This window comes from Vibrio sp. RM-41-2B, assembly GCF_024744415.1.
Classification (GTDB): Bacteria; Pseudomonadota; Gammaproteobacteria; order Enterobacterales; family Vibrionaceae; genus Vibrio; species Vibrio diabolicus.
Map to the genome: position 1 here is coordinate 176,842 of NZ_JAMQWD010000019.1, position 22,385 is coordinate 199,226.

Annotated in this window: 19 protein-coding genes; 6 read left to right on the plus strand and 13 right to left on the minus strand. The window is 44.4% G+C overall.

The features are described 5' to 3' along the window. Positions 1-103 precede the first annotated feature (103 nt). Complete coding sequence (bioA, locus tag NB463_RS13810) at positions 104-1,384, plus strand: adenosylmethionine--8-amino-7-oxononanoate transaminase (RefSeq protein WP_258430615.1); 1,281 nt, start codon at positions 104-106, stop codon at positions 1,382-1,384. A gap of 69 nt (positions 1,385-1,453) precedes the next feature. On the opposite strand, the gene NB463_RS13815 is transcribed toward bioA, so the two are convergent. The 8 genes from NB463_RS13815 to lrp all read right to left on the minus strand — a co-directional run bounded on the left by NB463_RS13815 (position 1,454) and on the right by lrp (position 10,386). Further along, positions 1,454-1,720 (minus strand): DksA/TraR family C4-type zinc finger protein, encoded by a 267-nt coding sequence (locus NB463_RS13815; protein WP_258430616.1) that lies wholly within the window; start codon positions 1,718-1,720, stop codon positions 1,454-1,456. Positions 1,721-1,857: 137 nt separating this feature from the next. Beyond that, on the minus strand, positions 1,858-2,298 hold the full coding sequence (locus tag NB463_RS13820; RefSeq protein ID WP_258430617.1) for a hypothetical protein: 441 nt from the start codon (positions 2,296-2,298) through the stop codon (positions 1,858-1,860). Further along, on the minus strand, positions 2,292-3,023 hold the full coding sequence (locus NB463_RS13825) for an ATPase (RefSeq protein ID WP_258430619.1): 732 nt from the start codon (positions 3,021-3,023) through the stop codon (positions 2,292-2,294). The genes NB463_RS13820 and NB463_RS13825 overlap by 7 nt, the downstream gene beginning before the upstream one ends. A 206-nt stretch (positions 3,024-3,229) precedes the next feature. After that, positions 3,230-4,537 (minus strand): serine--tRNA ligase, encoded by a 1,308-nt coding sequence (serS, locus tag NB463_RS13830; protein WP_053807197.1) that lies wholly within the window; start codon positions 4,535-4,537, stop codon positions 3,230-3,232. Positions 4,538-4,628: 91 nt separating this feature from the next. Continuing rightward, a complete protein-coding gene (locus NB463_RS13835) occupies positions 4,629-5,984 on the minus strand; it encodes a replication-associated recombination protein A (protein ID WP_202600664.1) in 1,356 nt (451 codons plus the stop codon). Continuing rightward, entirely contained in the window at positions 5,985-6,611 is a 627-nt protein-coding gene (lolA, locus tag NB463_RS13840; protein WP_047008580.1) for an outer membrane lipoprotein chaperone LolA, read from the minus strand. It abuts the gene before it with no gap. A 74-nt stretch (positions 6,612-6,685) separates the two neighbouring features. Beyond that, positions 6,686-9,739 carry a DNA translocase FtsK 4TM domain-containing protein gene (locus NB463_RS13845; protein ID WP_258430622.1) on the minus strand — a complete coding sequence of 1,018 codons (3,054 nt, stop codon included), beginning with the start codon at positions 9,737-9,739 and terminating at the stop codon, positions 6,686-6,688. Between the two features lie 152 nt (positions 9,740-9,891). Continuing rightward, a complete protein-coding gene (gene lrp, locus NB463_RS13850; RefSeq protein ID WP_005378234.1) occupies positions 9,892-10,386 on the minus strand; it encodes a leucine-responsive transcriptional regulator Lrp in 495 nt (164 codons plus the stop codon). Between the two features lie 156 nt (positions 10,387-10,542). Here lrp and ald point away from each other — a divergent pair, with 156 nt between their 5' ends. Beyond that, positions 10,543-11,667 (plus strand): alanine dehydrogenase, encoded by a 1,125-nt coding sequence (gene ald, locus NB463_RS13855; protein WP_005378241.1) that lies wholly within the window; start codon positions 10,543-10,545, stop codon positions 11,665-11,667. A 93-nt stretch (positions 11,668-11,760) separates the two neighbouring features. On the opposite strand, the gene NB463_RS13860 is transcribed toward ald, so the two are convergent. Continuing rightward, a complete protein-coding gene (locus NB463_RS13860) occupies positions 11,761-12,957 on the minus strand; it encodes an SAM-dependent methyltransferase (RefSeq protein ID WP_258430628.1) in 1,197 nt (398 codons plus the stop codon). A 53-nt stretch (positions 12,958-13,010) separates the two neighbouring features. Further along, positions 13,011-13,985, minus strand: coding sequence for an HTH-type transcriptional regulator CysB (gene cysB, locus NB463_RS13865; RefSeq protein ID WP_258430629.1), 975 nt, complete (start codon positions 13,983-13,985; stop codon positions 13,011-13,013). A gap of 313 nt (positions 13,986-14,298) precedes the next feature. On the opposite strand from cysB, the gene NB463_RS13870 reads away from it, so the two are divergent. Both NB463_RS13870 and miaE read left to right on the plus strand, forming a co-directional pair. Continuing rightward, on the plus strand, positions 14,299-15,063 hold the full coding sequence (locus NB463_RS13870; protein ID WP_005390808.1) for a hypothetical protein: 765 nt from the start codon (positions 14,299-14,301) through the stop codon (positions 15,061-15,063). A gap of 97 nt (positions 15,064-15,160) precedes the next feature. Continuing rightward, the gene (miaE, locus tag NB463_RS13875) at positions 15,161-15,931 is read left to right on the plus strand and encodes a tRNA isopentenyl-2-thiomethyl-A-37 hydroxylase MiaE (RefSeq protein WP_258430630.1); all 771 of its coding nucleotides are present in this window, start codon (positions 15,161-15,163) and stop codon (positions 15,929-15,931) included. A 130-nt stretch (positions 15,932-16,061) separates the two neighbouring features. On the opposite strand, the gene NB463_RS13880 is transcribed toward miaE, so the two are convergent. Both NB463_RS13880 and NB463_RS13885 read right to left on the minus strand, forming a co-directional pair. After that, positions 16,062-17,690 (minus strand): methyl-accepting chemotaxis protein, encoded by a 1,629-nt coding sequence (locus tag NB463_RS13880; protein ID WP_053807193.1) that lies wholly within the window; start codon positions 17,688-17,690, stop codon positions 16,062-16,064. A 155-nt stretch (positions 17,691-17,845) separates the two neighbouring features. Beyond that, positions 17,846-18,112: a hypothetical protein gene (locus NB463_RS13885; protein WP_012841963.1), complete on the minus strand. Its 267-nt coding sequence runs from the start codon at positions 18,110-18,112 to the stop codon at positions 17,846-17,848. 292 nt (positions 18,113-18,404) lie between these two features. Here NB463_RS13885 and NB463_RS13890 point away from each other — a divergent pair, with 292 nt between their 5' ends. Next, complete coding sequence (locus NB463_RS13890; RefSeq protein ID WP_053807192.1) at positions 18,405-19,733, plus strand: sphingomyelin phosphodiesterase; 1,329 nt, start codon at positions 18,405-18,407, stop codon at positions 19,731-19,733. After that, positions 19,730-20,698: an ATP-dependent dsDNA exonuclease gene (locus NB463_RS13895; RefSeq protein WP_258430631.1), complete on the plus strand. Its 969-nt coding sequence runs from the start codon at positions 19,730-19,732 to the stop codon at positions 20,696-20,698. Before NB463_RS13890 ends, NB463_RS13895 begins: the two co-directional genes overlap by 4 nt. A 71-nt stretch (positions 20,699-20,769) precedes the next feature. Here the strand turns inward: NB463_RS13895 and trpS are convergent, their stop codons facing one another. Then, on the minus strand, positions 20,770-21,792 hold the full coding sequence (gene trpS, locus NB463_RS13900) for a tryptophan--tRNA ligase (protein ID WP_258430632.1): 1,023 nt from the start codon (positions 21,790-21,792) through the stop codon (positions 20,770-20,772). Between the last annotated feature and the right edge of the window lie 593 nt (positions 21,793-22,385).

Below are 22,385 nucleotides of genomic sequence, written 5' to 3' on the forward strand. Positions count from 1 at the left end.
TGTGTTGACAGTCTACTGAGTCTCGATAAACTGTCAACACAACACAAAACAACAAAGTTTACACCTGTTTGTTTTTTAATCTTAATTATTATTGGAATCGCACATGGATCTCGCCTTCGACCGCCAGCATATCTGGCATCCTTACACTTCGACATTAACACCTCTGACCTGCTACCCAGTAGAATCAGCAAGTGGTGTTCACATTAAATTGGAAGACGGTACTGAGCTTGTCGATGGCATGTCTTCTTGGTGGTCGACAATCCACGGCTACAACCATCCGCACTTAAATCAAGCCGCTCACCAGCAAATCGATAAGGTCTCTCACGTGATGTTTGGCGGGATTACCCACCAGCCAGCAATCAGTTTGTGTAAGAAGTTGCTATCCCTAGCACCAAGTAATCTTGAACATGTATTCCTTGCCGATTCAGGCTCCGTTTCCGTAGAAGTCAGCTTAAAAATGGCACTGCAATATTGGCATGCAAAAGGCGAACGCCGACCGAAGTTTCTTACTTTGCGACACGGTTATCACGGCGACACCTTTGCGGCCATGTCGGTTACCGATCCTGACAACTCAATGCACTCTCTCTACAAAGGCTTTTTACCTGAGCATATCTTTGCGGAGTCACCAACTTGTGGTTATTGGGATGAGTGGAAGCCAGAAGACCTTGCTGACTTTGAAGACAAGATTGACTCGCACCATCAAGAGCTTGCAGCGGTGATCCTAGAGCCTATCGTTCAAGGTGCAGGCGGCATGCGTATCTATCATCCAGAATTTCTCAAAGGCGTGCGTAGGCTTTGCGACAAATACGGCTTGTTATTGATTGCAGATGAAATCGCAACAGGGTTTGGGCGTACCGGTAAACTGTTTGCTTGCGAACACGCAGATATCCAGCCAGACATTTTGTGTGTCGGGAAAGCACTCACTGGCGGCTACATGACGCTCTCTGCGACCCTAGCGAGCAAACACGTCGCGGATACTGTTTGTGGTGGTGATGCTGGTTGTTTCATGCATGGTCCAACCTTTATGGGTAACCCGCTCGCCTGCGCCGTTGCCACCGCAAGTTTAGAATTGATAGAACAAGGCAACTGGCAGCAGCAAACCCAGCAAATTGAAACGCTGTTTTCTGAACTACTGCCAAAACTTGAAAAATACGACTTGGTGAAAAACACTCGTTGGTTAGGTGCCATTGGCGTTGTGGAAACGCATCGTCCAGTGAATATGGAAACCATCCAAGCCTTGTTTGTTGAACACGGAGTTTGGATTCGCCCATTTGGCAAGCTGATTTATATGATGCCGCCGTTCATCAGCAAACCAGACGAAATTGAGAAGCTAGTGAATGCGATTGATGCTGCTTTACAACGTAAAGACTGCTTCGCTTCATAGTTGAATTCAATACAAAAACGGTTTGAGTATGAGACTCAAACCGTCTCTTTATTTATCAGAGCAGTAAAGCTATCGAAGTGGACTGTCTTTACTCGCTCGTCGATTGAACAATGCTTGGCGTTGAGACACCAATTCGATTGTTGACTGACATTCGATACACAAACGAACGCCTTTCATTGCAAGACGACGAGCTTCCGGAATCTCATCACCACACTCATCGCAATAATGGGCGCTTTCACCCTTTGTGATACTGCCACGAACACGGGAAATCTCGTCGTCTATTGTGTTTTGAATTTGTTGGCTGACACTATCGTCGTTTGCCCACCCTACGGCCATAAGCCCTCCTCGTTACTTGAATGAGAAAATCTACTTACCGTGGTAAGGTGGATGATTACATCGCTTACAAATAACAAAATAATTAGGGTAAACTCGAAAACACTATTACGATTTGGTAATAATCACTCTGTAATCGATTATTCGGCACTCTCATGGAAAAGCAATGCAAGGTTACTCATATTCCCTTCCTCACATTCAAAATACTGCGTTTGCTCAGGCTCTCTCAAAGTAACACTGAGTATCTTCTCAGCCTCATTAAACTCCTCACTAAAGTACTCACTGACTAATATGACGCGCTCACCAATACTAAATTCCAGTGACTTCTCATCTACCAACGCTCGATGATAATGTTCAACACGATAATCTTGAGGTTTTATCCGCTGTAAAACAGGGCTTTGATTCTCAATGGACTCATTAAAGATAATCCCACCTTTGCCTTGCTCTATCGAAATACTAAAGTTCATAGTTTGGTTTACTGAGCATTCAAAGACTTTTCTGGGCAAGGTGTTAGCAACAGCAAACGTGCTCATCATGGCAACACTTAAGCCCCAAATGGCCACCAATCGTGTCATTACCATTCAGCCAGCACAGTAAATCGCGCTTGCTCAGACATGCGAGTTAATACATAGCCGTGTGAAGAAGAATACGAGCCACTGAGTACACTATTCTCTTTCTCAATAACGATATCCTCGATGCCGTCAGCATTGTAATCCCCTTTTGCCACAATCGTAATGACTTGAAAACCATCGGTCGCGTCGAAGTACTCTGCTCTCACTTGACTGACGACCTGAGTTCTTTGGATACGGTCTGCTTCATCCCACGTTGATAGTGTCTTTGCTTTCTCAGCGCTTTCGTTAGAAATAACAAAAGCAAGTGCACTTGGCGCAAATTTAGGAAAGCTATCATCTAGCTTAAAATCCGATATAAACGAACGTTCAGAGGCAATGAGCTTTGCTATCTCGCTCCAAGTTTGGCACTGCGTTAAATACGCTTTAAACGCGCCGTATTCATAGGCTTTTGCCGCAGTAAAGCCCGTAGAGTTTGCCGTTGCTAAGTCTTGGCAATTAGATACTAGTTTTTCTTCATCAGATGCACGTTTCAATTCAAGTTCATAGCCCCAATCGAGTGAGTTACGAAGTTGCATATTTTCTTTGGAAGGTTGCGCTATTTCGCGCGCGAAAAAGAGGTCAGTTCGCTCGCTATCTAAGTATTGAGGCTGGATAAGTTCACTTGCGATAACACTCTCGCTAACGAACAAGGTAAGCGCAAAAGCAACAAGCAATGAAAGGTGATTTACTGGCATAACATTTAACAATAAGTACAAATAAGGCCTTTAGCTTGTCATTTTAAAAATCGCTTAGAAAAATATCATTTGTCACGAACTGTCAGATTCTGGACGAGCTAATCATTACTTGAGATACGATTTACATTCGAGTGTATTTTTACTCGACGCAAATAACAAAAAACCCAGCACTGTGGCTGGGGTTTGGTGTTCTAGTGGCTAATGCATTAACCGATGTGCGTTGCGCCGCCCATGTACTTCTGAAGTACTGCAGGGATTGCAATGCGACCGTCTGCTTCTTGGTTGTTTTCTAGGATAGCAACCATGGTACGACCAACTGCTAGACCAGAACCGTTTAGCGTGTGTACAAGCTCAGGTTTCTTCTCGCCTTTACGACGGAAACGCGCTTGCATACGACGAGCTTGGAAGTCCCACATGTTAGAACATGAAGAGATTTCACGGTAAGTTTCTTGAGCAGGAACCCAAACTTCTAGGTCGTAAGTTTTACGAGCGCCGAAGCCCATGTCACCTGTACAAAGAACCACTTTACGGTAAGGAAGCTCTAGAAGTTGTAGAACTTTCTCAGCGTGACCTGTTAGCTCTTCTAGCGCATTCATTGAATCTTCTGGCTTCGTGATTTGTACTAGCTCAACTTTGTCGAACTGGTGCATACGAATCAAACCACGAGTATCACGACCGTATGAACCCGCTTCTGAACGGAAACACGGCGTGTGAGCTGTCATCTTGATTGGTAGATCCGCTTCGTCAGAAATCGTGTCACGAACTAGGTTTGTTACAGGTACTTCTGCCGTAGGTATTAGAGACAGTTTACGTGGCTCTTCGTCGTTTACTTTTTCCGCTAGAGGCTCTGTGTGGAAAAGGTCTTTACCGAACTTAGGAAGCTGGCCAGTACCGAATAGGCTGTCAGAGTTTACTAGGTAAGGTACGTACATTTCAGTGTAGCCATGTTCTTCTGTGTGAAGATCTAGCATGAACTGAGCGATTGCACGGTGTAGACGAGCAAATTGGCCTTTCATCACGATGAAACGTGCGCCAGTGATCTTAACTGCACTTGCGAAGTCTAGACCGCCACCCATTTCACCTAGGTCAACATGGTCTTTTAGTTCGAAGTCGTAAGTCTTAGGCTCACCCCAACGAGAGATTTCGACGTTGTCGTTTTCATCTTTACCATCTGGCACTTCATCAGCAGGGATGTTTGGTACAGAAAGCGTGAATTCGTCTAGTTGAGCCATTACTTGCTCAAGTTCAACTTTCTTCGCATCAAGATCGCTACCTAAAGTACCGATTTGTTTCTTGATCTCTTCTGCGCCTTCTTTGTCGCCAGCCGCCATTTTTTGGCCGATTTGTTTGGAGATGGAGTTACGCGTGGATTGTAAATTTTCTACTTCTACTTGAATGGACTTACGTTGTTCTTCAAGTTTACGAATAGTCTCTACGTCTAGCTTAAAGCCACGACGCGCCAGTTTAGCAGCTGTTTCATCCAGCTCTGTACGAAGTAATTTAGAATCCAGCATTGTTAATCCTATGCTTTTTGTTGTGAAATCACGCGCACTTTCCAAGCGTACGCGTTAAAAAAATTTACTGAACAAATGTATCCAAAAACGCCTACTTTTCATAGCGCTTTTGTTGGCTATTTGCGTCTAATTTAGCCAAGTAATCTAACTTTTCGCCGATTTTGGTTTCTAGACCGCGATTTGTTGGCTGATAATACTTACGATCTGCCATTTCTGGTGGCAAATATTGCTCACCGGCTGCATAGGCACCCGGCTCATCGTGAGCATAACGATACTCTGCCCCATACCCCATGTCTTTCATCAAACTGGTAGGTGCATTTCGAAGGTGATGAGGCACTTCATATTCAGGTAAGTTATGAGCATCTGTGAGCGCTTGTTTCCATGCTACGTACACCGCATTACTCTTTGGCGCGCACGCTAAGTAAACGATCGCCTGCGCAATCGCACGTTCACCTTCTGCCGGACCAACACGGGTAAAGCAATCCCACGCGGAGAGTGCGACTTGCATGGCTCTAGGGTCCGCATTGCCAACATCTTCCGATGCTATCGCAAGTAATCGGCGAGCGATGTAGAGCGGATCACAACCTGCAGCGATCATACGAGCAGCCCAATATAAAGCGGCGTCTGGATTTGAACCACGAATGGATTTGTGAACCGCAGAGATTAAGTCGTACCAGATATCACCTTTGTTATCGAAGCGAGAGACCTTTTCTCCCGCCACTTCCGCAAGCAACTTAAGCGTGATTTCTTTTTCACCCTGCGCGTTGTCTTCTGCCATATCGTATAGCAGCTCAAGGTAGTTAAGAGACATGCGAGCATCACCGTTCACTAGCTCTGCTAGGCGATCTAGTACGTTATCGGCGAAATGTGCTGGTATATTCCCCAAGCCGCGCTCTTTGTCATTAATCGCTTGATCAAGCGCCAGCGATATTTCGCTCTGACCAAGAGAAGTCAACTTGTAAACGCGAGCACGCGAGAGTAATGCGTTGTTTAACTCAAACGAAGGGTTCTCTGTGGTCGCACCGATAAACGTAACCGTACCGTCTTCAATATGCGGTAAAAACGCATCTTGCTGTGATTTGTTAAAGCGATGCACCTCATCCACGAATAAGATAGTGCGGCGACCTGCCATTTTGTTCTCACGCGCTTTGTCGATCGCAGCCCGGATCTCTTTAACGCCAGACGTCACCGCAGATACACGCTCAACTTCGGCGTTGGCATAGTTTGCTGCCACTTCCGCTAATGTCGTTTTGCCTGTGCCTGGTGGTCCCCACAAAATCATCGAGTGAATGTGTCCAGCCTCTAGCGCTCGGCGTAGGGGTTTACCCGGACCTAAAATATGCTGCTGCCCAATATACTGTTCGATTGTTTGTGGTCTCATACGAGCAGCAAGGGGACGAAAATCTTCGTCCCCTGAGAAATCTAACGTGTAATTACTCACTACCAATTAATTCCTTTGGTCATCCACTTCCACGCCATCTGGAATTGTGAATGTAAATCTGTCTACCTTTGGTTTACCAAGCTTAACATTACTAAAAGTAAACAGCCCTTTCTGGCCATCTTGCTCAATGACGTTAAAGCCTTTCACTACGCCTTTTGTATCAATATTAATCTGGAATTGGCCTTGAGTAGAGTCAATTGCCGTTGGAATGAGCGTAAACTCATTACCTTTCTGAGAAATCTTATAGTTATCCCAGTCGCTTGCTCTATTGCGAGTTAACAGCACAAATGGTGTTTGCTCGGTCGCTTGCTCTTGCCAGTAAATGCTTACTTGCTCAATGAATGGGCTGTAATACCACAACGTCTTGCCATCAGATACTAAAAGGTTTTCATCAGGGAAAGTCGTACTCCAACGGAACAAGCTTGGACGAGCGATTTCAACCGTGCCCTCACCTTCCATTACCGTTTCACCTTCAGGGCTGATCACTTGCTGGGAGAAATCGGCACTGAAACCTTCGTTCATTGCGAGACGTTTATTGAGTTCATCTTTGGGAGATGCTGCATTCGCAGCTGAGAAGAAAGAAACACTTAAAACTAGCGCTGAGAAAAATTTCGCTGAAAATCGTTTTTTCATTCAGATACCTATCAGAGGGTCAAAGACCTAAAGTTACTCACCTCAGTTGGACTGAAGTGAGTAAAACAAGTTCATTAATCTTTTGGCGGCGCAGGAGCTAAAACTTCGCGGTTACCGTTGTGACCCGGTGCACTCACGATACCTTGCGCTTCGAGTTGCTCAACAATACGGGCGGCACGGTTGTAACCGATCTTAAATCGACGCTGTACGCCAGAAACAGAGCCTCGACGTGACTGAACTACGTGCTCAACGACTTGATCGAAGAGTGGATCCACATCTTCATCCGCTTCCATTTGCTCACCTGGCAATAAGCTTTCTGGACTTTGATCTCCGCTGATGATCTCTTCAATGTAGTTCGGTTTACCACGCGCTTTCCAGTTGTTTACAACAGCATGAACATCATCATCTGATGCAAATGCACCGTGGACACGAGTTGTATGACTTGAGCCCGGCGGTAGATACAACATATCACCCATACCAAGCAGTGATTCTGCACCACCTTGGTCTAGAATCGTACGGGAGTCTGTTTTAGTCGATACCGTAAACGCAACACGAGTTGGAATATTCGCTTTAATCAGACCAGTGATAACATCCACCGATGGACGCTGAGTCGCAAGAATTAAATGAATACCTGCCGCACGCGCCTTTTGTGCCAAGCGTGCAATCAGTTCTTCTACCTTCTTACCAACCACCATCATCAGGTCAGCAAATTCATCGACAACAACAACGATGTAAGGCAGTTTTTCTAACAATGGCGGTTCCGTATCCATACTGTCGCCTTCTTGCCAGAATGGATCATGAATTGGATGACCTGCTTCTGCTGCCATCTTCAACTTCTCGTTAAAGCCTTTCACATTACGAACGCCCAATGCCGACATCAATTTATAACGACGTTCCATCTCACCCACACACCAACGTAGAGCGTTTGATGCGTCTTTCATATCAGTCACAACTTCAGAAAGAAGATGAGGGATACCTTCGTAAATAGAAAGCTCTAGCATTTTCGGATCAATCATGATGAAGCGTACATCTTCTGGGCCAGCTTTATACAGCATGCTCAAAATCATCACGTTCACACCCACCGACTTACCAGAACCTGTTGTACCTGCTACTAGCACGTGAGGCATCTTCGCGAGATCGGCCACAACAGCTTCGCCCGCAATGTCTTGACCTAACACAACCGTTGTGGGTGACGTTGCTTGCTCAAACTGAGGACTACTAATTACATCAGATAAATAGACCGTCTGACGACTCATGTTTGGCAGTTCCAAACCAATGTAAGGCTTGCCAGGGATAACTTCTACAACACGTACCGCCATCGCAGACAAGGCACGCGCTAAGTCAGTTGAAAGACCGGAAATACGGCTTACTTTTACCCCCGGTGCCAAATCAAGCTCGAAGCGAGTGATCACTGGACCAGGATAAATCCCCACCACGTCGGCTTTGATTTTGTAGTCCGCTAGCTTGCTCTCAACCAATCGAGCGACCTGCTCTAGAGCATCTCGGTCGATAAAGTTTTCGCGTTTTTCTGGATGGTAAAGCAACTCGAGCGTTGGAAGTGGCTCTTCTGGAACAGGCAAGTTTTCTTCTTTCTGTACCAAAAATGGGTTCTGTGTCGCTGCTACTTTCGCTTGCGCACTAGAAACCATGTCTTGGAATGCCGCTACATCTTCGTCGCCGTCTTGAACCTCTTCAACCTCCGCTTTTTGAAGTGCAGGTTCAAATGTTGTTGAAGGTGTTGCCACTTGCTGATGAGGTGTTGCTGGAGCTGGCTGTAGTTGTTGTACAGACTGTGACTCCACTTCGTCTTCATCGTCTAACACGTCAAAATCAGAGATCGTAGGTTCAATGTGTTGACTCGATTCTGTTTGCTCCGTGATGCTATCTAGCGCAGCGGAATCAATTACAGGCTCTTCATGCACAGGATGCTCAATACTTGGCTGCTGTACTTGCTCTGCTTCAAATTGTTCGTACTCCGCATAATCTGGTTCAACACTGATCGGTTCTTCTGTAGCTGTATGTTGCTCTACATAGGAAGAGTAAGTGTCTGCAAATGATGGGGCTGCCTGTTCTTCAGTTCCCCAGTCATCTGCTTGTTGCGCTGCAGCTTCAAGCTCTTCTATCGTGACATTCAGCTGCTTGGTACGCTCCAGAAGCGGATCAACGTTATCAGTATTCACCGCATGGACAGGTTGCGTTTGGTGCTCAGGTTGAGCATAAACTGACGCAGCATTAACCGTAGCCTTGTGTTGTGGCGGCGTCGGTTCCACCATCATTTGTTCCGCTGGCTTCTCAGGTTTAGCTTGAGGCATATAAATAGGATATTCATGCGCAAGCGCCGATTCTTTCGGCTCATCGACATCGAACGCCGTTAAATGAGGAAGCGGCTCATCATCAATGTCATGGTCTACGTTATGTCTAGGCGTAGAGACTTTATCTTCCACGAACTCATCTAGCTGAGGTTCTAAAACTTCTTGCTCAGAGCCTCTTATCTTATTTGCAAGCGCCGCAATTAGCGCTAATGCACGATCTCCAAGCCACTCAACGATGTTAAGCCATGAGATGCCAGTAAAGAGAGTAAAACCCGCTCCCCATAAGAACAGCAGTACCAATGTCGTGCCAAGTACATTCAATGTAGGTAAAGCTAGGCTAGACAACACATCTCCGACGACACCACCGGACGAGAAATACCAAATATCATCAAAATTAATATCGGCTAGACCACAGCTAGTCATTATAAGGACGACAAGGCCGAGTAACCTCGTACCCCATAACATGAAATCAATTGGCTCATCTTCTCCTCGTTTACGGCAAATCACCCATGCAGCCGCCGCTAGCAAGAAAGGGATTGGATAAGCGAGAGAGCCAAATGTGAAGAATAGTGTGTCCGCAAGCCAAGCGCCGAAAAGGCCACCAGCATTGTCGATCTCCCCTCCCCATGCGGTTTGGGACCAAGAAGGATCGGCCGGACTGAAGGTAAATAGTGCAACCGCAAGCAATACCGAGCTAAGAACGCCAACGATAAAGCAGCACTCTTTTAAGCGTTGGAAGCCATTTAAGCGTGAAGACTGGGGCTCTTCACTGGTTTTGATAATGGTTTCGACTTTCTTTGCGTTCTCTTTGAACATAAATCAACTTGAATATGGAAATGAAATAGGAAATTGCAAAACATTCCGAGCGGCATCAAGCCGCTCGGTAAATTGATTTAACCATATCAAAGAGAAAAACCCAATTACTCTCTGGCGAAAGCGGAAGCATATACCGCTTTCTTTGCAAGAAATTAACGAGTTTTGATCACAAGCTGGTTAGATTGTTTCACTTCTTCCATTACAACGTATGTGCGAGTGTCATTTACGCCAGGTAGACGTAGTAACGTATCGCCCAATAGTCGGCGGTAAGCACCCATATCTGATACACGGGTTTTAAGAAGATAGTCAAAGTCACCTGATACAAGATGACACTCTTGTATGTCGTCTAGCTTTTGAACAGCTGAGTTAAACTGCTCAAATACATCCGGCGCACCACGGTTTAGTGTAATCTCAACGAATACTAATAGTGACGCATCCAGGAACTGCGGATTCAATAATGCAGTGTATCCTGTGATGTAACCCTGACGCTCTAAGCGACGTACACGCTCCAAACATGGCGTTGGAGAAAGTCCCACACGTTTTGAAAGCTCAACGTTTGAAATACGACCGTCTTTCTGCAGTTCATTAAGAATGTTGCGGTCGATACGGTCTAGTTCCTTGGACGGCTTTTTATAGTTGTCTGCCATTTTTTATTCCACCTTATTACTTCCTTGCAAAAAAATATACTACAACTTTTTAATATTTGGTGCCAAATTTTACAAATCTATAACTATACTAGTTATTAATTCGACAATAACACCCTACAAACAGTTAATACAACCATTATAGAAAGAGGATACAGGATGATCATTGGCGTACCTAAGGAAATCAAGAACCACGAATATCGTGTTGGTATGATCCCAGCAAGCGTGAGAGAACTCATCTCACATGGTCACCAAGTTTTAGTTGAGACCAATGCAGGTGCCGGCATTGGTTTTTCAGACGATGATTACATCGCTGTCGGCGCATCCATTCTCCCTCATGCTGCAGACGTATTCGCGCAAGCAGACATGATTGTAAAAGTAAAAGAACCCCAAGCAGTAGAGAGAGCAATGCTCCGCGAAGGGCAAATTTTATTTACTTATTTACACCTAGCACCAGATTTTCCACAAACTGATGAGCTAATCAAGAGCAAAGCTGTCTGTATAGCCTATGAGACTGTAACAGATAATATGGGTCGTTTGCCACTGTTAGCACCAATGTCAGAAGTGGCAGGTCGGATGTCTATCCAAGCTGGCGCGCAAACATTGGAAAAATCACACGGCGGTCGTGGTCTGCTGCTAGGTGGCGTACCTGGTGTTGAGCCAGCGAAAGTCGTCATCGTTGGTGGTGGTGTTGTTGGTGCAAACGCAGCTCGTATGGCTGTTGGTCTTCGCGCTGACGTAACCATTCTAGACCGCAACGTAGATACACTTCGTAAACTTGACGAAGAATTCCAAGGTCGCGCTAAAGTGGTTTATTCTACTGAAGACGCTATCGAGAAGCATGTTCTAGAAGCTGACCTTGTTATCGGTGCCGTTCTAATTCCTGGAGCAGCAGCGCCTAAGCTGGTAACAAAAGAGCACATTGCTAAGATGAAACCTGGTGCGGCAGTGGTTGACGTGGCTATTGACCAAGGTGGCTGTTTCGAGACATCTCACGCAACAACCCACGCAGATCCAACTTACATCGTGGATGAAGTGGTTCACTACTGCGTAGCAAATATGCCTGGTGCGGTTGCACGTACTTCAACTTTCGCATTGAACAATGCAACACTCCCTTACATTGTGAAACTCGCAAACAAAGGCTACCGTGAGGCACTTCTAGAAGACAAAGGCTTCCTTGAAGGTCTAAACGTTATTCACGGAAAAGTAACATGTAAAGAAGTAGCAGAAAGCTTTGACTTGGAATACGTTGAACCAACTCAAGCTATCGCTATGTTCAATTAATGACAAAATAACACACAATTTGTCACGTTTTGTTTACAAAAGCCCACGCGTAAGTGGGCTTTTTCATATAGAGCGTTTAGCTATAAAAAATAACTAATTCTTATATGCGCAAATTAAAATATTTCTAGGTGTAACTGATTTAGGGCAAAACTCTGACAATCTAACACGATAACCACGTTCTTCAAGATAAAGTGCTTTGTCCAATGCGAGCCAGATCTCCAATGGACGTTGAAAAACCAGTTGCACTAAGCTCATTCTCTCCATTTGCCAGAAGCGTTGTTCGCTTAACTTTTCAAAATGATCGAAATCGATTTCTTGAGAAAGAACGATACCTTTCTGCTCCGCCGCCCAGCGACACAAAGATTCAAAGCCTTCACTTAATTGCGACTTACGAATACTGGGGACAGGTTGGTACTCTGCCATGCCTAACGCTCGTCGAGTAATCAAATCGAAGCCAAGACGAAACACCATTTCCTGCTGACGATGGCGACGTACACGCTCTCCCCCTGTCACCGTTTGCTGTAACGGGATACGCAGTTCTTGCTTAGACAATGAGAGAGAAGAAACCCTCCCCGGTTTCGACATCGGCTGGTATTGTTCCGACTGAATCAAGTGATAACAACAAGGTGAGATAGTCATCGCAGCAATCCCATTCTCACTGCCGTACTGCATTAGACGAACATGGAGGTCACCACACGCATGCAGTGCCACCGCGTGTTGCGTTGGCTTGAATACCGCTTTTGCTTTGCTATCGAACGCGTCACCTTGAATAAACGTCATTTTCCAATGGTGTTCATTCGCAGCTTGTTGCCCCGAATCACACAGTACTTGTTGATATTCGAAACTGGTCACAGGCTGATCGGTTTGTGTTGCCAGGATTCGTCCTAAATAACCTTTCCCTGAACACCACTCTAACCATTCTTCGCCACAGTGTTGTTGAATTGCAGCTTCACCCATCGAGCTGATTTGCTCCAGCTTACGTCCGGGAATGCCGTTGTCTAAACCACGAGCGAGTGCCAAACCATTTAAGGTTAAAGACTCTAAACGCGTGTGATAAGCGAGTTGTTCGAGTTGAGGCACAAACGCGCTTATCGCTTTTAAGGCGAGTTCAGGTTCCGCTTTATACTCTTCGATTTGAGAGGGAGAAAGAGACACTAACCACTGGCACAACTGAGGGTGTCGCTCTTGCCAAGGTAATGAGGTGTGGATGCTACTTTTAAATGGTTCAAACCGCCATAGCGATTCGTTTTCCAATAAGCAGTTATTAATAAATTGAAATTGCGTTTTCATAACTCCCCCTACAACGAGCGCATTGTAGAGGGAATCGAAACATCAATGAAGTATTATCTCACCGGGAGCTCGATGTCTTTAAACATCTCTTCGATTTCTGCATTAGATTTCAACGAAATCGCCTGCTCTACCACTGGGCGAGTTAAATGAGGAGCAAAGCGTTCCATAAAATCGAACATGTATGAGCGCAGGAATGTGCCGCGACGGAAGCCAATACTTGTCGTACTAGCCCCGAATAAATGGCTCGCATCTATTGCGACTAAATCCCTATCCTGCTCTTCATCCACAGCCATGCTCGCAATCACACCAACACCAATACCCATGCGAACATACGTTTTAATAACGTCCGCATCAGTTGCAGTGAACACCACTCTCGGGGTTAAACCTTCACGATTAAATGCGGTATCTAACTCTGAACGGCCCGTAAAACCAAACACATAAGTGACCAATGGATAAGCGGCAAGGTCGCTGATCGTTACTTTATCTTTCTTCGCTAATGGATGATCTTTGGGGACGACAATTGAACGGTTCCAGTGATAACAAGGCAGCATGATGGCATCTTGATATAAGTGAAGCGCTTCTGTCGCAATCGCAAAGTTCGCCGTACCTTTAGCAATTGCCTCAGACATTTGTGACGGCGTACCTTGATGCATGTGTAATGACACTTTTGGGTAGCGAGAAGTGAAACCTTTGATGACATCCGGCAAAGCATAACGCGCTTGCGTATGTGTCGTGGTGATATTCAGCGTCCCCATTTCTGGGTGGGTGTGCTCCCCTGCTACAGCTTTGATACTTTCTACACGAGCGAGAATTTCTTGAGAGATACGTACAATTTCTTCACCAGCAGGTGTCACCTGTGTTAAGTGCTTACCGCTACGTTCAAAAATCTGAATGCCTAACTCATCTTCCAGCAACCGAACCTGCTTACTGATACCTGGCTGAGAGGTATACAAGCTTTCTGCCGTCGCGGATACATTCAGATTATGGTTTACAACCTCAACAATATACTTCAGCTGCTGCAGTTTCATCGTAATCCCTTACTTGTTCATGAGATAATTTATTGGCCACTCGGACGAGCGATATAATAATTAGTTATAACGCGTTCAAATCGAAATGAACAGTAATTTCTAACTTATACCTCAATCACATACTGATAATCCTCAACATAGAAACAATATGCACAAAGTTGAGCCAATAAATGACTGAATTTCTATGATGTGACTTCTATCAGTAGCTAAAACGTGGGAGAGACAAAATAATCAAACAAATAGGGTGCCGAGTAAGATAAGATTCATGTATTCTTTAACGCTAGCCGTAGAAAAGTAAAGCAGACGCAAAGATATGAATATTGGTTTAATAATCGCTTTGGTAGCCATCCTACTGGTGTTGATCCTAGGCTATAACATTATGTTGCAGTATAAGGTCAAGGTAGAGACTGCGAAAAGACAGGAGTCCGCACGCTATGTTGCCTTGATTGATGGCACTGAAGAGTTGATTGGTCATGCGCACCATATCCCTTTTAGCAAGGAGCTGTTGCTATGTCTAAACAATCGTATTCTTGACGCGCTAGAAAGCATGCATGAGCTTGACCCGAAGAATAAGCAGCTTGCTCAACGTATCGAAAACATGAAGCAACAGATTGATCAACTGAAAGAGAATGGTCCCACTGGCGAGAGTACCACGTTCAAAATGCCGAGCAGTGATAAACAAGCCATCGTCATGCTTAAGTTGGTGAAACGCCTCCGCGATACTATCCGTAACGAACACAATAAAGGCCGTATCGACACCCAGACTTATGTCGCTGAAAATGCGCGTTTAGAAACGATGCAGATTCGTATCAACATCGAAAACGTCATTAAAAGAGCAAATGACTCAATCGCTCGAGGTCAACCTGGTACAGCACTTCAACTGCTACGCAAAGGTATCGATGCATTGAGTACAAAGAGCGATCCCTACTCTATTCAAGCGAAACAGAAGCTTGAAGACATGCTGGGCGACCTAGATAAAAAACGCCAAGATAAAAGTGATGCCGAAATGCAGCAGATCGCCGATAAAGAGCGCGACAATGACATGGAAGCACTCTTCGGCGAGAAGAAAAAGTGGTAACATTCACTTAAGGTCAATAAAGGCTGCAATCGCAGCCTTTTTTCTATCCGTAAGATAGCGGATATGCCCAATTAGAATGTGAAGTACTAAAACTAAAATGATGAATCTAGACGCCTATCAAGATCTTCTTGCTCCCATTAACCAATTTCTGCAATGCAGCACACCTGATGAATGGGTAGAGGAAGCAAAGAAACCAGAAAACCTTCAAACCATTTTATTAGACCACCTACTGTGTGAGCTAAAAGCTGGCCAATCTGCGATGTTTTTAATTCGTAAATATGCCGTTGACCAATCCAGTTCACATGCTCTGCTTGACTGGTTTAAACCCTATGAAGATTTTGCTTATCGCAATGTAGGCTCACTAGAAACGTTAAAAGGTAAGAGCAATATTTCCAAAGCGATCATGGCTAAGTCCAACTCACCGTACAGCCAAGATTTGATCGATAAAATGGTGCTTTTGATTAAAGAGGAATTGCACCACTTTTATCAAGTTTTAGAGATCATGGAAAGTCGTGGAATTGAGTATAAAAATATTCCAGCAAGTCGCTATGCTAAAGGGCTCATTTCGCATATGAAGACTCATGAACCGGAAACGCTGATCGATAAGCTCATCATTGGTGCGTACATCGAAGCCCGATCTTGTGAGCGTTTTGCCAAACTAGCACCACATATGGATGACGATATCGCAAAATTCTACGTTTCTTTACTGCGCTCAGAAGCACGCCACTATCAAGATTATCTTGTATTGGCAGAGCAAATCGCGGGCAAAGACATCAGCGAACGCGTAGCCTATTTTGGCCGAGTTGAGGCAGATTTAATTTCTACGCCAGATACAGATTTTAAGTTCCATAGTGGTATTCCAGCCTAGCGAGCATATTCTCCCAAGATTGAGCATGCTCTGAGCTTATTTATATAGACAGAGAAATAAATAAGCCGGACATTTCATCCGGCTTATTTTTTGTAGCAATGAGGTTAGGAATAAAGCTGAAACACAACAACTAGAGCTGGAATGAACCCATTCGAGTTTTCAAGTTGTGCGCTAGGCTACTGATCTGCTGGCAAGCCACAGCCGTTTGCGAAGCTCCCTCAGCCATCTCTGTTGAGGCACTATTAATATGCTCCACACTTCGATTCAGCTCTTCGGATACAGAATTCTGCTCACTACAAGCCGTTGCGATTTGTGTGCTCATTTGCGCTATGTTATCGACAGAATGTTCAATTTCTTTTATCTGGCTATCAGCGTCATTGACTTGCTCAACACACTGAGAAATACCTTCCTGACAATCACGGCTTGAATGCCCTATTTTGCTGCTGCTCTCTTGTAGTTGATTAACAATTTCCACAATTTGTGAAGTGGAGTCTTGAGTGCGTTGCGCCAGAGAACGAACCTCATCTGCCACAACAGCAAAACCACGTCCTTGTTCACCGGCCCGAGCAGCTTCAATTGCGGCGTTCAGTGCTAACAAGTTTGTTTGCTCCGCAATCCCGCGGATCACATCTACGACCACATTGATATTGTTTGAGCTCGATTCAAGCTCACGTGCCAGTTCATCTGACTCTTGGATCGTATGTGATACACGCTCAATTACTGCAATAGTTTGTTGTAACGTCGCCGTTCCTTGCTTTGCCACTTCCGTTGCCGAGTAAGCGGAGGTCGCGCCAACTTCGGTATTTTGTGCCACTTCACTTACAGCAGCTTGCATTTCTGTCATCGCAGAAGCCACCGAGCTAAGTTCAATTTGTTGATTTTGCATACCAGAAGCGGTCTGAGAAGAAATAGCACTCACCTCCTCTACTGCTGCCGTTAGCTGAATCGTTGAGTCATTAATCTCAGAAACCAGCGAATGTAAGTTTGTTTGCATACCGACAAGCTCTTTGAGCAACGTTCCTAACTCGTCTTTGCTCAATTCACTTTCGTCGATTTGATTATTCAATTGACCCTTGGCGATTTTGGAAGCGAATTCCAATGCTCGATCAACAGGCCCGCAAATGACTCGAGAAAGCAACATGGCAGACATTACCATGACCAATGCGACGACAAGCGCACCAACAGCAGCGCTGTATTGTGTAAATGCCGCTTCATTTTGTACTTCTTCGCCAATCAAGTTCACCAACTCATCGTTCAACGCGAGGGTATCATCCAAGCTGCTCAACGCTTTTGAGTAAGTATTGAAACTCGATAAAATCACATCATTTGCACTTTCAGCATCACCTTGGCTTAGCAGTACGTTGTAAGTCTTCGTTTCCTTGATGTATTGATTCCAAGTTTCTTTAAAAACGTTAAAAGACTGCGTTTCACGCTGATTAAGGTCGAGCTTTTCGTATTCTGCAATACCAGCCTGCACATCAGAACGCCATTGGTCGAGGCCTTTTAACCACTCACCAATTTTGGGGTGATTTGCGTTTGGCAATAAAGAGAACTCATCTTTACGCACTTTGGTAATATCAACTTGGATACCTTTCAAAATCGCAACAGAAGGTAAACTTTTATCTGTTAGCACTGAGATGTCTTTATTCAGTGTTAACAAACCTTGTACCAACATTACTGACACTAAACCAAACACGGCAAAAACGGTTAAATAACTAACCGATATTTTCTTTACGACACTTAAGTCTTTAATACGCATGCACTTTCTCCCTGCAGCCTTTCCAAACCTCTCACTTAAGTGAAAGCTTAACCTCTAAAACACACTGTTTTTTGCGCTCGATATCATTGAGCGCTCTTATATACATCGGCCTGAAAGATCAAATCTTGACCAGTAATTGATATTTTTATCACGTGCTATTTTAGAGATAGGCTCGCATGCTCCGTATTGTGTCTACATTTTTTTATGAGCGCTTCCCGGCGCAACTCTAAGATCTCATCGATGAGTTTTTCTTTAGCGTTGATGCCAAAGTGCTGGGCATAATTTTTGACTTTTTCAATCTCATTAGGCTGTAAGCGGTATACCTCTTTCTTTAAACGAGCTTCTGCTTCGCTTCTAATCAAACCTTGGTCTTGTAGTAATTTAATGATGGTTTCATCGATTGGATTTACTGCTCTAGCCATAGTGCTCCATCTATCAATTTAAGTTCTAGCCATGTGGCTGGATGAATGACGCCGCACAACTTATAGAGCGAAGATGACAACTTGATTGCAGTGAGTACGATTCGTTAACCATCGCTATTATTTACAACCGCTTAAGCAACCATTAACTCTCTACCCCGACTCCTCACCATTGAATAAAGATCACATTCTGATAACAATTTTTAGTACTGGCTTCGATGTCATCCATATTTAACGTGCAAGTAATATTTATAAACAAGAATGATTGCTCTAGTTCAAATGATGGAAAAATAAGATGAAATTATCGCAGTGGGGTCTTTTATTAAGTGGCTTGGTGGCATTGCCAAGCATTGCAGATACAGATGTTTATCTAACCAATAACTCTGATCAGCCTTTAACTATTCAAGTAAAGCACGAAGGCAGTGATTTACTTCAATACGGAGAAGAGTGGCAGCAACATGTGCAAGTACTTGGTCCGTGGGAAACCAAACCTGTATTGAGCTTCAATCGTTGGGAAGGCGTGAAATCAAACCAAACTTACCGTTTTGAAACTGTGGTTTCTAGCCCTAAAGGTGAAAGCATAACACTCAATCAGGTCATGGAAGGTCATTGGTATAATTCAACCATTGAATATGGCTTATCGGCGGCCGATGTCGATTTATCTCTTAAAGATGATCGTAATATTCATCGTGCCAACACTAACGCTTTTGGCATCCGAGAAACCGAACTGGCATTTAAGTCAGACAGTACCGCTCGATACGACGATGTTTATTACACCATCACACCAAGCAAAGTAAATGAATCTGTCGATAACGAAGAACAAAACCTTAAGTTGATGACATACAACATCTGGGCTCTTACGGCTATTGCATCGCACATCGGTGATCGTTACGAACTGATTCCTCAATACGTCAAAGGTTATGATGTATTAGCGCTGCAAGAAGTGTTTGCAAGCGGTCGTGAAGCATTCCTACGTGAGTTAGCTAAGGAATATCCGTACCAAACTAAAATGTTAGATAAAGAAGGCGTTAATATTCATGATGGTGGGGTGATCATTGTCAGTCGCTATCCTATCGTGAATGAAGCGCAATATGTCTTCCCCGACTGCTCTGGCACAGACTGCTTTGCCGACAAAGGCGTGAATTATGCGGAAATTATTAAAGGTGGTCAGGCTTACCATGTATTTGCTACCCATACCGCATCTTTCGATACAGACACCGCTCGCGAGTATCGTCAGCGCCAGTTCAAACAAATCCGCGCACTCGCTAAATCTCTCAACATTCCTTCAAGCGAAACTGTAGTATACAGCGGCGACTTTAACGTAAACAAAAGAAAGTTCCCTGGTGACTACCAACAAATGATCGCCAACTTAAGCGCCATCGAACCTCAGTATTCAGGTTACACGGAGTCAACCTTTGATCCCCGTATCAATAACTTCGCAGGTGAAGCGTTATCAGGCGGCGAAAACGTGGAATACCTTGACTATGTTATGGTAAGTAGTGAATACGGGGTGAAATCATTCAATGACAACCGTGTAGACGTGCCGCGCACAACCGCTGAGAGTTTATGGAAACACTACAACCTTTCTGACCATTTCCCAGTTAGCGCAACAATCAAGCCATGAAGAAAATCGCGTTGATAATCATGTCCGCCATTATGGCGGGCATGATGTTTTTAACTTTCAGTCAAGATGGGCAGCAAGAAGCAGCCGTGTCCGCTTCTGCTCCAAAGACAAAAAATAAGAACGTCCCCAGTACATCACTAAAAACAAGCAATATCGCTCCCAGTGTAGATACTTCACCACAGGCCGCAGAGCTCCCTTCTGCGACTCAAATAACGACTGAGAGACTAACTCTGCTCAAAGGGAAAGAACTCGTCGCAGAGCTTGAGTCATTTTGGCATGAGTGCATGTCGAACCGCGACTGTGAGGAACAGTTAGCCTTGCTCGAGCCTTATTTATCTTCAGCACGATTTCAGCTTTTGGCGAACTACCATCAACTCAACAGTCAATGGCAAGAAAGTGTGGGTAATTTGTTGTTTGATGAGCAACAACCACTAGCCTCACGTATTGCACAACTTAAAGCCGAGGCAAGAGGCATTTGGGGCGAGTTGGCTGATGTTATTTTCTCGGATGAGTTCGCCCTATACGATTTCAATTTAGAGGCCCAACAGCTCAACACGCAAAGTCCAGAAAGCTTTTTGCAAGCTTTCGAGCAACTCATCATAGACTGGCAAGAAAATGCAGAGGCTATCGGGCTTACAAACGACCAAGCAAAATATGAGCGTGCAGTCGCCCTGATACCCAATAGCATGAGCTTTCCAGATCGCCAAACTATCATCGCAGAGCTGCAAAAAACTTACTTAACGAAGGGCGAAAGCGAAGAGATTCACGATCGTCAGCAACAAGTTGCCGAGCAAAAAGAGCAAGTCAGAGATTACCAACAAGCATTGCAACAACTTGAGTCCAGACTCAGAAAAGAAAGAGCCACAAGCCATTCGAATTTGTCAGAACCGGAATGGCAAAGCTATTACCAACAAGAAGTAGCGGATTTTCGTCGTGAATTTTTTCTTCTTAACAATCAGCTTTGACTGACTGGGAGCTAAAAAAGGCACGTTGCTAATAAGCCGTCGTGCCTTATGTCCAACTCTCTACTTTTAATTCAGAACAAATTCAAACCAAATACATCTTTCACATCAAATAGCACTTGTTCAGTTTTCTCACGAGAACGCTGACTACCTTGTTTTAAAATATCAATCAGCTGTGCTTTATCATTCAAATACATAGTGCGCTTTTCTCGAATAGGTCGAAGCATCTCTTGTAGGCATTCTTCTAACACTTTCTTGGTCAAACCATCACCTAACCCACCTCGTCGATAATGCTCTTTTAGCTGTTCGACGTAATCTTTATCAGGGTGAAAGGCATTGAGGTAGGTAAATACGATATTACCTTCGACTTGGCCAGGGTTCTCAATTTTCAGGTGATTGGGGTCGGTATACATAGATTTCACCGCCGCAGAAATCTCCTTTTCAGACGCCCCTAGGTTAATTGCATTCCCCATGCTTTTAGACATCTTATTTTTGCCATCAGTACTCGGCAAACGAGGTGCATCACTAAGTAATGGACGGCATTCTCTAAGAACCTCTTTTCCACCCAGGTGGTTTATTTTTCTTACGATTTCATTAGTTTGCTCCAACATCGGCAGTTGGTCATCACCTACCGGAACCAACGTCGCGTGGAACCCCGTAATATCGGCAGCTTGAGAAATTGGATACGTTAAAAAGCCAGCAGGAATAGAGCGTTCAAAGCCTTTACTTTGTATCTCATTTTTAACCGTGGGATTACGCTCTAAACGCGCAATAGAGACAAGATTGCTGTAATACATCGTTAACTCTGCTAACGCTGGTATTTGAGATTGCAACGTGATCGTGGTTTGTGTGGGGTCGATACCAACGGCCAAATAATCCACAACGACATTGAGAATATTGGAGGATACCTTTGATGGATTGTGGGCATTATCCGTCAAACCTTGCATGTCTGCGACTAAGATCGTTTGCTCATGCTCCGTTTGCAATTTGACTCGTTGTTGCAATGAACCGACATAGTGCCCGAGGTGTAACGGACCTGTCGCTCGATCGCCAGTCAGGATAATTTCACGCAGTGATGTACTTTGAATGGTGTTCATATTTATCTCCAAGTATTTAATAGATCGCTACTGGAGATAAAAAGATCAAACACTCTTAGCTACCATCCAGCAGCTTAAGAATGTGAGTATTCCGTGCCGCTCTATTTAGAGCGCCACCAAAAGAAGGTTGTTGATGAAGGGCTAACGTGTATTTTCATGTTTTCAAACTAACAGTACATCGAACTGAACTCAATCTGTTTTTGTATTGAATTAGCGTAAGTATTCAAAGAGCCTACAGAAACGATTACATTGGTAAAGACATCGCAATGACTAAAGCTGCACCAAACACCGAACCTGAGACAAATGCACAAAGTACGGTTTTGTTGTGTTTCCTTTTCATCGATGAACTCCTATCCATAACCACAATGACCAACCCTTTTATTTAATACGCATGTGGATGCATCACGATAAGTAGTAAACCAACATATCGCGCATAGAACCAGTGCAGCTTTGTTAAACTGGGACCTCGTCCATAACTTGGAATGCAAATGGTTCTGGAAACAACAAAAGAGGAAAATTTCATCACTTTTCTATCCTGTCTCCCAGAGTTTATGGCTTAATAGACAGCAGGAATATTTTTCTTTTGCTGCGGG